This is a genomic window from Microbulbifer discodermiae (assembly GCF_040742695.1).
Classification (GTDB): domain Bacteria; phylum Pseudomonadota; class Gammaproteobacteria; order Pseudomonadales; family Cellvibrionaceae; genus Microbulbifer.
The window spans coordinates 100,627-112,348 of record NZ_JBFLAB010000008.1 but is presented as its reverse complement, the minus strand read 5'-3'; the positions used below and the strand labels follow the sequence as shown (position 1 = coordinate 112,348).

General features: G+C 55.7%; 9 protein-coding genes. 8 read left to right on the top strand and 1 reads right to left on the bottom strand.

Annotation, left to right across the window (positions count from 1 at the left end; all coding sequences use genetic code 11):
• Window positions 1-1,573 precede the first annotated feature (1,573 nt).
• The 3 genes from AB1S50_RS05105 (at window position 1,574) to AB1S50_RS05095 (ending at window position 3,232) form a co-directional block, all read left to right on the top strand.
• On the top strand, window positions 1,574-1,990 hold the full coding sequence (locus tag AB1S50_RS05105; protein WP_367149388.1) for a CPCC family cysteine-rich protein: 417 nt from the start codon (window positions 1,574-1,576) through the stop codon (window positions 1,988-1,990).
• Between the two features lie 342 nt (window positions 1,991-2,332).
• Window positions 2,333-2,767, top strand: coding sequence for an IS200/IS605 family transposase (gene tnpA, locus AB1S50_RS05100; protein WP_367149387.1), 435 nt, complete (start codon window positions 2,333-2,335; stop codon window positions 2,765-2,767).
• Between the two features lie 48 nt (window positions 2,768-2,815).
• On the top strand, window positions 2,816-3,232 hold the full coding sequence (locus AB1S50_RS05095; RefSeq protein ID WP_367149386.1) for a hypothetical protein: 417 nt from the start codon (window positions 2,816-2,818) through the stop codon (window positions 3,230-3,232).
• A 1,064-nt stretch (window positions 3,233-4,296) separates the two neighbouring features.
• On the opposite strand, the gene AB1S50_RS05090 is transcribed toward AB1S50_RS05095, so the two are convergent.
• On the bottom strand, window positions 4,297-5,592 hold the full coding sequence (locus AB1S50_RS05090; protein ID WP_367149385.1) for a M20 family metallopeptidase: 1,296 nt from the start codon (window positions 5,590-5,592) through the stop codon (window positions 4,297-4,299).
• Window positions 5,593-5,656: 64 nt separating this feature from the next.
• Between AB1S50_RS05090 and AB1S50_RS05085 the strand changes: the two genes are divergently transcribed.
• The 5 genes from AB1S50_RS05085 (at window position 5,657) to glk (ending at window position 11,484) form a co-directional block, all read left to right on the top strand.
• On the top strand, window positions 5,657-5,986 hold the full coding sequence (locus tag AB1S50_RS05085) for a tetratricopeptide repeat protein (protein ID WP_367149384.1): 330 nt from the start codon (window positions 5,657-5,659) through the stop codon (window positions 5,984-5,986).
• Between the two features lie 204 nt (window positions 5,987-6,190).
• Window positions 6,191-7,294 (top strand): ABC transporter ATP-binding protein, encoded by a 1,104-nt coding sequence (locus AB1S50_RS05080; protein ID WP_455363732.1) that lies wholly within the window; start codon window positions 6,191-6,193, stop codon window positions 7,292-7,294.
• The gene (locus tag AB1S50_RS05075; RefSeq protein ID WP_367149390.1) at window positions 7,294-9,519 is read left to right on the top strand and encodes an extracellular solute-binding protein; all 2,226 of its coding nucleotides are present in this window, start codon (window positions 7,294-7,296) and stop codon (window positions 9,517-9,519) included. The genes AB1S50_RS05080 and AB1S50_RS05075 overlap by 1 nt, the downstream gene beginning before the upstream one ends.
• Complete coding sequence (locus tag AB1S50_RS05070) at window positions 9,516-10,406, top strand: sugar ABC transporter permease (protein ID WP_367149382.1); 891 nt, start codon at window positions 9,516-9,518, stop codon at window positions 10,404-10,406. Before AB1S50_RS05075 ends, AB1S50_RS05070 begins: the two co-directional genes overlap by 4 nt.
• Window positions 10,407-10,521: 115 nt before the next feature.
• Complete coding sequence (gene glk, locus AB1S50_RS05065; RefSeq protein ID WP_367149381.1) at window positions 10,522-11,484, top strand: glucokinase; 963 nt, start codon at window positions 10,522-10,524, stop codon at window positions 11,482-11,484.
• Window positions 11,485-11,722: the final 238 nt, after the last annotated feature.

Here is an 11,722-nt window from a genome sequence, read left to right as displayed (position 1 = left end):
AGCTCCGGGGAATGCCGGCGACGCTTCACGGGTTTCTTAGCAGGGATAATTTCACTCATATTAGGTGTCCACTTGTTGATAGGTGGACACCTAAATTACAGCGCAGAATTTGGCTTGGTAGATGAGTTTGCCGGACGCTTACCACTGTCGTCTGAATCTTCCGCTTGATTGAATTCTTTGCAAAAAGCGAATACCGTTGGTCTGATGCCATAGCGCCCAGTCGCTAACCCGGTACAGGCTAAAGAAAAAATTAAAAAACAGCCAAAAAAAGCTAAAGAATACCGCAGTCACTGTCGTTCAACCCGCGAGCGCCCGGTAACAGTGGCGCTCGCGTGAAATCAATAACCACAGCCAGTCGATAACAAACCAACAATCAAATAGGGAAGGACCACACCATGACCGCGTGAGTAAGGCATAGGCGCCACCTCCCGGTGTTGAGACCACCGAGAGATGGCTAACCCCGAAAGATACCAGAGATATCTAGCGAGGCTGTCTTGGATGATACGCCACACATTCGCTCGTCTTCAATAAGGTTCCCCCTGAAGCCGGGCCCGACTGGCCACCCCCGCCCCTGGCGCCGGGGTGTCCTGTGGCGTAGCGTGACCATTGGTGTGGTGCTTTACTTCAGCCGCGCACCGCCCTGGCAGCGCAACCTCTCCCCGGATTTATCCTTTCCTTTTCCCCAAGGACCGCGCCTGCGGCGAGAGAAACGGCGCAAAGCCAATCCCGCTGTCAGCGGCTCTCCGTCACAGGCGATTCAAGGAGCCTAAAAAGATGCCTGTATTCCCCTGTCGATTGTCTAAGTCACTACGACTGCAAAGTTTTTATATCATCACACCCGTAGCCATCCACGACGATATTGTGGATTTGGAAATTGAGCCATGCGAGAGCGGCCGTCCCCTTTGGCTCAAACGCTTATTCGAGCTGCAGGAGCAAGCTTGGGAGCTGGCGGACCATCAAGCCATATTCCCCTCCTCCCATACACCAGCCCAACCCAAACCGACCAGGCGAAAGCGATCCTGATTCCAGGGGCAGGGTGCCTCGAAATACCGGGCGCCCTGAGCTGCACCGAAAGCGCTCAGCTTCCTCGGCTGTCGCTGCGGGAAGCTAAGCGCGGTTGGAGCGGCGAGCGGACCTTTCGATCTGTACCAACTCGTTCTAGTTGCGCGATGTCTGACCACTGCGTGGGGCACAGCTGTGACTGTAACTGAAAGCTGTGTCAATGGACGAGATGGAGTAGGCCCCGCTGATAGTCATATATAGGTATAGTTTTGTGGGAAGTGTGACCGGATCAGAGTTGGGGTTCCGATCATCCTGACCGTTATTTTGACGAGGTTGGGAACTGCGCCGAAAAAGCCAAGTAATACAGAGGGTTATAAATGGTGGTTTATTCCTGAACAGTGCTGGTCGTGCAATATATCTAACTTTCGCAGCTGTATAAATTTTGCACAGTAGCGTGGCTTAATAGAATTATTGGCGAGCTGGCGCAAAATTGCTTTCGGAATAGCAATCAGGATAATAATATCCATGGTGGCCACTATATAAATATCAGCTGCAAGTGCAGAGTAAATGTATGAGTGAAGAATGGTTCCACTGGTATGTGGAGCAAGCGACTAAAGAAAAGCGTTGGGCAAGGTATCGGGATAGGTTCCTGTGCCCGTGCTGCTTTATGCCCACTCTTGATGAAAGAGCGCGCTTTGATATTTGCTCTATATGTTTCTGGGAGGATGACGGGCAAGATACAGACGATGCCGAAATTGTTCGAGGTGGTCCAAATGCAGATTATTCATTGAAAGAAGCTCGAGCTAATTTTAAGCTAAATCACACAATGTATCGTGCAGCAGATAAAGAAGCTTTCAGTCGCGAAATGAAAGAAATGCCGATAAAGAAGAAAGTGTATCAGGCATTCGCGCGGGCAATAAAATCGGGTTCTGATTCAGACTGGGAAAAAGCACTTGAAATTGAAGATGAGTACTACAATCATAGCTAACCAGTTGATGCTGTTTGTTCCGGCGCTGCGGCTCTCTACCGAATACTTCACTTCTCTTACGGTTTTCCGCGGACCAACGTATCAAGTTTCATCAATCGGATAGTTTATGCCATTTACACCAATTCATATGGGACCAGGAATTGCTATCAAGGCTGTATTGCAGACTGGCTTCAGTTTAATGGTTTTTGGCTGGACCCAAATCGTAATGGATATTCAGCCTCTAATTAATACATAGGTAAACCACCGCCTCTGGCGGTGAGACTTGACAGGGCTCTGCCGTTCAGTCGTGCAGAGTAGAGAATATGGCCTCCCATGAACCGGCAAGTTCTATTAGGAGGCCATATGAGAGATTGGCAGAGCCAAGCCCACGTTAAGCATTATTGCAGGTATCACATAGTATTTGTCCCGAAGTATCGAAGAAAAGCGATATTTGGGGCTTTAAGAAGAGAGATCGGAGTCATATTCCGTGATCTTTGCCGCCAAGCAGGAGTTGACCTAGTCGAGGGTTATGCGATGAGGGAGCACATTCATATGTTGTTGATGATTCCTCCGAAGTTCAGCGTGGCTCATACGGTAGGGCTCCTTAAAGGTAAGTCGGCGATTCGAATATTTCGTGAGTACATGCAGGTGAAGAGAAATTTCACCGGTAGGCATTTCTGGGCCAGGGGCTACTGCGTTAGCACAGTTGGCTTAGATGAGCAGATAGTTCGAGAGTACATCAAGAATCAAGAAAGTGAGAAACGTCGTCAAGAGCAGATGAGGTTGATGGGCCTGTAACATAGCCCCCTCTGGGGGCTTTCATCATACCACCCGCTTTGTGGGTGGTTGCTGATTGTTCTAATTACGGGCGAAGGCCACCTTCACGGTTTTACACATACCTATGCAGGTGCTAGCCTGCTGGCCGTATTTTCGGCTTTAAGTGGTAAATATCTATCAGAAATAGGGCTCTATATTCTCGACATGAATCCAAATTGGCAGGTAAAGATATCCTGGCGGGTTGCGCTTTTATCTGGTTTTATAGGTGCGTATAGCCATGTGTTTATAGATAGTATAATGCACTCAGATATGCATCCATTTTTCCCATTTAGTGAAAGCAACAAATTGCAAGGGATTATTTCAGTCGAATTGCTGCATAAGCTTTGTATGGTTAGTGCTATTATTGGTGGAATTTTGTACTTTGCAATTAATTGGTTTATCAAATTTAACAAGCAAAGGCAGCGCCGTTTTAAAGCACCTACATAGTTTGAGCGTTATAAATATTTCTAGCATACTGGTGCCGGCATAGCTATACAAAAAAATATCTTAACCAGCGGTATGGAGTACACTCGGGCCATACCCGTATCTGAGTATAGGTGCAGTTTTATAGGGAAATGGACCTGTTATGAATTGAAATTTCGGTCACCGTGGCCGTTATTTTTCAGGAGAGGGAATCACGTCGTAAAATAGCTATGAGTTTTCAAGAAAAATTGAAGAACAAGGGAAAATTACTATCGTCTTACTTGATGAGATTCAGGCATTATTGTGTCAATTTCAGTTAAGAGGAAGGTGCACTACAGAATACGATGAATAAATAGACCGTAATTGATTTGCAATAGCTCCGGATAGGTTAGAAGCAGTTGTTTTCGAGACCAAAAGTATACTTCTAAAGAAGATTTGGCTAAATTCAAAGACGGAGCTGGGTCAATGGTCAGAGGATCACTGTGAGTTATATATCTTTCAGAATCTGCCAGGATAACTGCACCCCTCTATAGTTCAATTAGTCGTATTGGTCAGTTATGTCTATATTCGGCGCCGTTGTCGTTGTAGGGAAGGTGGTTATAGCCGCTCACTTCTATTGCTGGCTGGTGTAAAGTACATCAGGTAGTAAGTAGTATTTATGGCTTTGAACATAGAGTATTTATATAAAACTGGGGAGGGCGTATTTTGCCGCTAAAAAAATGGACCTTGCAATACATTGTTATAGCCTTAGTGCTTTTCCTTGTTTTTTTTGCCGTGCAGTCGCTTAAAGGCCGTGATCCGTACTATGCACTCAAATTCGCGACAATATGGTGCCTGGTTACCACAACCCTGTTTTTTATTGCCCGGGCGAGAAATTTCAGAAACCGGGTTGCCTGTAAGCTATGTAATGACCTTCCGCAGAAATAGACAGTTAACCCTTTTAGGGTGCGGCTAATCATTCTTTGGATGGAATATTTGAAGGTTGGAGGGTTAAGGGGAATGGGTTGGCAGGTTGCTGAAAAGGCTTTTTCAGCAACTTACTAGAGGCCAGGCCGCAGCACAGCTGTGCTGCGGCTCCGGCGTGAAGTTCAGTTGCTCCGGTTTTCCATATAATTCAACGTCAGCTCGGTGAGAGCCTGGGTGCCGGTTTTCAGTGCGGTTTCATCGACGTAAAACAGCGGCGAGTGATTGCTGGGTGCGGTAGTGCGGTCCTGATCCCTGGGTGTGACACCGAGAAAATAATAGAAGCCGGGAACCTCGTTGGCGAAAAAGGAAAAATCCTCTGCGCCGGTGATCTTTGGAACCTCTATCACCTGCTTGTCTCCCGCGGCGGCTCTAAGTACCGGCAGAGCCGCTGCGGTCAACTCGGGGTTGTTCACGGTGACCGGGTAACCCTCCAGGATACGTACTGTGGCTTTGGCCCCGGCGCTTTCGGCAATGTTTTCCGCGGTTGTCTTCAGTTTTTGAAAGATCTGGCGGCGGTTGTCCATATCGAAATTGCGGATAGTGCCCACCATCTCCACCTGGTCCGGGATGATATTGTTGCGAACACCACCCTCGATTTTACCAAACGACACCACGGCGGGCTCTTTGGTGATATCGATCTGACGGCTGACGATGGTCTGCACCCCCAGAATGATCTGAGCCGCTACGGTAATCGGGTCTACGCCGCCCCAGGGGCGTGAGCCGTGGGTCTGGCGGCCGTCTACGGTGATGTAGAATTTATCCGAGCTGGCCATCAGCGGGCCGGAGCGATAGCCGATGACCCCCATGGGCAGGCTGGAGGTCACATGTTGGCCAAAAGCCACCTCCGGCTTGTATTTTTTGAACAGTCCCTCTTTTAACATCAGTTCGGCACCGCCCTCCTCACCGTCCGGCGCCCCTTCCTCGGCGGGCTGGAAGATAAACAGGACATTGCCCTTGAGCTGGTCGCGCATGGCTGCCAGCACTTCGGCGGCACCCATCAGCATTGCCATATGGGTGTCGTGCCCACAGGCATGCATCACGCCCACCTGCTTGCCGTTGTACTCAGTGGTGACCTTGGAGGCAAACGGCAGGTCCACCCGCTCGGTGACGGGCAGGGCATCCATATCGGCGCGCAGCGCCACGGTTGGTCCCGGTTTGCCGCCTTTCAACAGAGCGACGACGCCGGTATGGGCGATTCCGGTCTCTACTTCCATGCCCAGTTCGCGCAGGTGTCGGGCGACATATTTGGCGGTTTCAAACTCCCGGTTGCCCAATTCCGGGTTTTGGTGCAGGTGACGGCGCCATTCGATGACCTTGGGCTCTGTCTTCTGTAGCAGTTGGTCTGTATCCGCAGACAGTGATGTGTGGGCGGCGAGCAGCGTTGCGCTTGCGGCGAAACACAGGAATACTCTTTTCACGGTGGATCCCCCGATATTCGTGTTGTCATCCCTGGATTCTACCGCCAACTGGAGGAAGGACCCCATGACCAATCCGATCATCGAGCGGCTGCGCACGCAGCTGCAGGAGGGGCGGGACTCACCCCTGTTGCGTTTTGGTCTCGGCAGTGCTCTGTTTCAGGAGAAGGCCTTCGCCGAGGCAGCGGAGCACCTGCAGGTCTGCACCCAACAGATGCCGGACCATTCGGCGGCCTGGAAGCAACTGGGCCGCACCTATATGGCACTGGAGCAGTGGGAGTCGGCCCGCACGACACTCACCCGCGGGCTACAGGTAGCTAAGGATCGGGGGGACAAGCAGGTTGAGCGGGAAATAGGGGTATTTCTGCGTAAACTGGATCGACTGGGCGGCGATTGACTCCTTTGCCCTGGTCAATTAGTGTCCACTCACTAGGCCCCAGGGAGGGAGGATGTCGCGCCATCCGGGCCGCGGGACAATGCTTGGCTGGCAGTCCTGCGCCGGTGGTAAAGCCAAAATAACACCAACCTCGAAGTTGTACGCCCATGAGAGCATCCAGCCCAGACAGGTTAGCCGGCAGTGCCCGCGCGAAAGGGGTGACTTGTGGCTGGGATTGAGTTCAGAGGGGTGGTCAAGCGCTATGAGGACAATCCGCCGGTTCTGCCGGGGCTGGACCTGCGGGTGGACGACGGCGAGTTTATGGTGCTGGTGGGCCCCTCCGGTTGCGGCAAATCCACCACTTTGCGCCTGATTGCCGGGCTGGAGTCCGTGACCGCCGGCGAACTGTGGATCGGCTCCCGCCTCGTCAACCTACTGCCGCCCAAAGATCGCGATGTGGCGATGGTATTCCAGAACTACGCGCTCTACCCCCATATGACTGTGTTCGAAAATATGGCTTTCGGTCTGCGGGTGCGCAGGCAACCGCAAGCGCAGGTTCGATCAAAAGTACAGCAGGTGGCGGAGTCCCTGGGTCTGACGGATCTGTTGCTGCGCAAACCCGGTCAACTGTCCGGTGGCCAGTGCCAGAGAGTGGCGTTGGGGCGCGCGATTGTGCGCGATCCACAGGTCTTTCTGTTTGACGAGCCACTGTCCAACCTGGACGCCGAGCTGCGGGTGCAGATGCGCGCGAATATTGGTGGTTTGCATCGCGACTTGGGCACCACTGCTGTCTATGTGACCCACGACCAGGTGGAGGCCATGACGCTCGGTTCCCGCATCGCTATTTTGAATGCGGGTGCGGTGATGCAGGTGGGGACACCGATGGAACTCTATGGCGAGCCGGATAATGTGTTCGTCGCCGCTTTTATGGGTTCGCCGCCCATGAACATAGTGCCGGTACAAAACCGCGGCGACTCGCTGGGGAATGGCCTCTTCACACTTGGACGTGAGGATGTCGCCGGCCTGGGGGGTGAGCTGCTGCTCGGGGTGCGCCCGGAGAAAATCTGCCATGGTGCCGAGGCGCCGCGACACTGGCCGCGAATGCGTGCGGCTGTGGCGATGGTGGAGACCCTGGGTGCCGAAATGCTGGTCCATGTGGGTGACGGCGCCGAGCGCATGATTGCGCGGTTGCCGGGGTTGCGACCACTTACTCCGGGTATGGTGCTGGAATTGGCACTGGACCCGGACTCGGTCTATCTGTTCGACAGCCAAAGCCAGTGCCGTATTCGTCCTGCGCACACCCGGCCGGAGCCGGTGCTGTGCCCCTGATGCGCTGGGCGCTGCTCTGGTTGCTGGGTTGCTGCACCCTCGGTGCCGGTGCACAGGATACCCAGCAGCTCATGCTGTGGCACGGATACCGCGGTGCCGAGCGCCTGGCCCTGGAGTCGTTGCTGGAGGATTTCAATCACCGCCAGGAAAAGATACGGGTGAGGGCCCTGGCGGTACCTTTCGATGCCTATGCGGACAAGCTTTCCGCGGCCCTGCCACGCGGCCAGGGACCGGACCTATTTATTTTTGCCCAGGACCGCATTGGTGGCTGGGCCAGTGCCGGGCATATCATCGCGCCCATTGACGCGCTGGTGGAGGAGCCGGTGCTGCGGCGCTTCCCGCAAAAGCTGGTGGATGCCATGGGTTACCGGGGCCAGCTTTTTGGCCTGCCGTTCAGTTTCAAAAGCACGGCGCTGATCTACAACCGCGCCCTGGTACCCAAACCGCCCGCCACCACCGATGAGATGGTGACTCTGGCGCGCAGTCTCACCGACAGAAGCCGCGGGCGTTTTGGTCTCGCCTACAGCTATACAGAGCCTTTTTTTCACGGCGCATTGATGAACGCCTTCGGCGGCGGCCTATTGGATCGCCGGGGGGAACTGGCGCTGGACAGTGCCGCCAATGTCCGCTCGCTGGCACTGCTGCTGGGCTGGGTGCGGGAAGAGGGAATACTGCCGGAAGCGCCCAACAGTACCCTGGTCACCAACCTGTTCAATCAGGGGCGCGCCGCCATGGTGATCAGCGGCCCCTGGATGCGGGGTGAGATCACGGACCACGTGGACTACGGCGTGGTGCCGCTGCCGCGGCTCAGTGGCAGCGAGCGCCCGCTGGCCCCCTGGGTTGCAGTCGAGGGTCTGTTTATCTCTCCCTGGTCCACCCACAGGGCGGCCGCCTACCAGTTGATGGTGTATCTGACTTCCCGCGCCGCCGCCGAGCATATGGCGCTGGCGGGCGGCCAGATGCCAGCCAACCTTTCCGCCTTCGAAAATCCAACCCTGGCGGCCGATCCTGTGGTCATGGCTTACCGGCGCCAGCTGGACACGGCCGTTCCCATTCCCAATGTGCCTGAGATGACAATGCTGTGGCTGCCCTTGGAGACGCTGTTGAAGAAGGTGGTGAAAGGGGCCGCACAGCCAGCGGCGGAATTGCGCCGCCTGCAGGTCGAGGTGGAGCGGGGTACGGCGGCTCTGGCCACCGCCCGGACAGGGGAGGCAGCGCCGCTTGCCCCTGGGCTCTGGGCATTGGTGCTGATGTTGTTGGCGTTCCTACTGCTTCGCCGGCGCGGGCGGTTGCTGGAGGTCTGGCGCGACAACCGCACCGCCTACCTCTGCCTTCTGCCGGCGATGCTGGGTATGCTGCTGCTGGTCTTCTTTCCGCTGTTGTACGGATTCTTGCTGTCTTTCACGGACACCTCCCTGCTCAACGAAAATACGCCATTGGCGTCGCGCTGGCTGGGGCTGGATAACTATCTCGGTATTCTGGGTGACTGGAACCTCTGGTACGGGGAGGGCGCCGGGCGCAGTATCAATTTCGATAATTTCTACTGGACGCTACTGGTCACCATCTGCTGGACCGCCAGTAACGTGCTGCTGTCCGTGGGGCTGGCGCTGGTATTGGCGATGGCCCTGGACCAGCCGATACTGGGCCGCACCTGGTTCCGCGTTGTGCTGATTCTGCCCTGGGCCATTCCCAACTACATCACAGCGCTGGTGTGGAAGGGAATGTTTCATCCCCAGTTCGGGGTTATCAACCAGGCCTTGCAGATAATTGGTCTGGCTCCGGTAGCCTGGTTCGATTCCATCGGCACCAGCTTTGCCACCGGCCTGGTCACCAATGTCTGGCTCAGTATCCCGTTTATGATGGTGGTGATTCTCGGTGGACTGCAGGCGATTCCCCGGGAGCTGTATGAAGCGGCCAGTGTGGAAGGGGCGGGGCGCTGGTTCCGGTTCCGCAATATCACCCTGCCGCTGCTAAAGCCGGTATTGGTGCCCGCCATCATCCTGTCGGTGGTGTGGACCTTCAATATGTTCAACGTCATCTACTTGGTGAGCGACGGCGCTCCCGCCGGGGCCAACGATATTTTGATCACCAAGGCCTTCCGTATCGGTTTTGAGAAATACCAGTACGCCTATGCCGCGGCCTATTCCATGGTGATACTGGCGCTCCTGTTCTGCTATGCCATCTGGCAGACCCGGGCCAGCAACACACTGGCGGTGGCCCGATGAGCCTCGGTTTTTTGCGCCGCATCTGTGCCGATATTTTCAGCTGGCGCTTTTTGCTGCTGGCGGGTGCAGCGCTGGTGGTCTGCTATCCGCTGTTGTGGGTGGTGAGCCTGGCTTTTTCCGGTCAGCAGTCACTGCAGCTGATACAGCTGCCTGAAGATGCGAGCCGGTGGCAACAATTGGCGGCACTGTTACCCCTGCCGCAACAGTGGACACTGGATAACTTCCGCTCCGTGCTCAACGAGCAGCCGTTTATGCACTGGCTGCTGAACAGTTTAGTGGTGGCGCTGAGCACCACCATACTGGGACTGGGGCTGTCCTGCAGCGCCGCCTACGCATTTTCGCGCTTCAGCTTCCCCGGACGTGAACGGGGCCTGATGCTGTTTCTGATATCGCAAATGTTTCCCGCGGTACTGATGCTGATTCCCCTGTATGTAATCGTGGTGCAGTGGCTGGAGCTGGGCAACAGCTGGCTGGGGCTGATACTGGTATATTCGATTACGGCGCTGCCGTTTTGCGTGTGGATGCTGAAAGGGTACTTCGATACTCTGCCCTACGAGATCGAGGAGTCGGCGTTGCTGGAAGGGGCCAGCCGCCTGTATATTTTCTGCCGTATCATTCTGCCTCTGGCGCGCCCGGCCATTGCGGTGACCGGACTCTTTTCTTTTATGACCGCCTGGAATGAATTCATTCTCGCCTCCATCTTTATGGACGACGAGGCGCTGTATACAGTGCCGGTAGGACTGCGTTTTTTTGTCAGCGACTACGCTTCCGAATGGGGCTTTTTCGCCGCTGGCTCCATACTGGTTTCCGTACCGGTAATCCTGCTGTTCCTGGTGCTTCAACGTTTTCTGGTCTCCGGCCTGGCGGCCGGAGCGGCGAAGGGGTAGGGTTGCGGGTTCCGTTTGTCGCGGGCGCCATGCCAGCCTCCGTGGAGACAGATATTTTTTTACCGGCCGCGGGCACAGTGCAGCGCCTTGGTCAGAGACAGTGACAGGAATTGAAATGACGAGCATCGTTGCGGATATCGGCGGCACCAACGCCCGCTTTGCTATTGCCCGGGCCAGTGGCGACGGCTATCGGCTGGAAGAGCTAAAGGTCGCCGACTGCAAGCGCTTTGGCGGCTTCGACGGGGCCCTGCAACACTGGCTCAAGGGCCTGCAGCAGCCGGCGCCGCGGCAGGCGTGTATCGCCGTGGCCGGCCCTGTGGATAAAACTGCTGCCGGTGGGCGTGTCTATATGACCAATCTCGGCTGGCATATCTGTGCTGACAAGCTGCGCAAGCAGTTTGGCTTCACCAGCATCCAGTTGATCAATGATTTCGCTGCACTGGCACAGTCCCTGCCGTTGCTGTCCGGAGAGGATTACCAGGTGCTGCGGGACCAGCCGCGGCCCCCCGGGGCGGCCATGGCGGTGCTGGGCCCGGGAACGGGTTTAGGTGTTGCGGGGCTGGTGTGGGGTGAAGGGCGCTATCACGTACTCGCGGGGGAGGGGGGACATGCGAACCTGGCCGCTTCAACCGAGAGGGAGGCGGAGCTGTTGCGGATAATAGGCAGCAGCCAGCGGCCGGTCTTCAACGAGTGGGTGCTGTCCGGCTGTGGGCTGGTGAACCTCTACTCTGCCGTGTGCGAATTAAACGGCCAGCCGGCGGAAGCCCTGGAACCGCCGGACATCAGCGGCCGCGGTCTGGAGGGTTCTGATCCCATGTGCCGGCAAACACTGCTGGATTTCCTCAATTTTCTCGGCAGTGCCGCGGGGGATGTGGCCCTCTACCTGGGCGCGCGCGGCGGTGTTTTTTTGGGTGGGGGCATACTGCCACGCATTGTCGAACTGCTGCCGCAAAGCGAGTTCGAACAGCGTTTTTTAAACAAGGGGCGGGTTGAGGACTGGATGCGGGCGGTGCCCCTCTACGCTCTCAAGGCCGGTTACCAGGCATTGATCGGGGCTGCGGTACAGCTGCGCAAATAACACTATCAACCCGGCAACCAAAGTTAGTTGCCGGTTTAATGTGGTACAAGGATGTGCCACCGCCGGGCAGAGGTCGGCGCTAGGGAACCTATGGTTAAGTCGACGCAAAGCCCCGTAGGGCGGGGCTGTGGCGCCACTTGGACTGTGTTGCTGTGCTCGTCAAGGACAACCAGCCTTGATCTTCGCGCAGTGCCTTGCCAAGCGGTGCTACAGGCTCCGCTGAGGCAGTACTGAATTA

Bases quoted from the DNA above. Each gene is read 5' to 3' on its own strand.
- AB1S50_RS05075 (WP_367149390.1), top strand. From the start codon at position 7,294: ATGCGCTGGGCGCTGCTCTGGTTGCTGGGTTGCTGCACCCTCGGTGCC.
- AB1S50_RS05105 (WP_367149388.1), top strand. From the start codon at position 1,574: ATGAGTGAAGAATGGTTCCACTGGTATGTGGAGCAAGCGACTAAAGAA.
- glk (WP_367149381.1), top strand. From the start codon at position 10,522: ATGACGAGCATCGTTGCGGATATCGGCGGCACCAACGCCCGCTTTGCT.
- AB1S50_RS05085 (WP_367149384.1), top strand. From the start codon at position 5,657: ATGACCAATCCGATCATCGAGCGGCTGCGCACGCAGCTGCAGGAGGGG.
- AB1S50_RS05070 (WP_367149382.1), top strand. From the start codon at position 9,516: ATGAGCCTCGGTTTTTTGCGCCGCATCTGTGCCGATATTTTCAGCTGG.
- tnpA (WP_367149387.1), top strand. From the start codon at position 2,333: ATGAGAGATTGGCAGAGCCAAGCCCACGTTAAGCATTATTGCAGGTAT.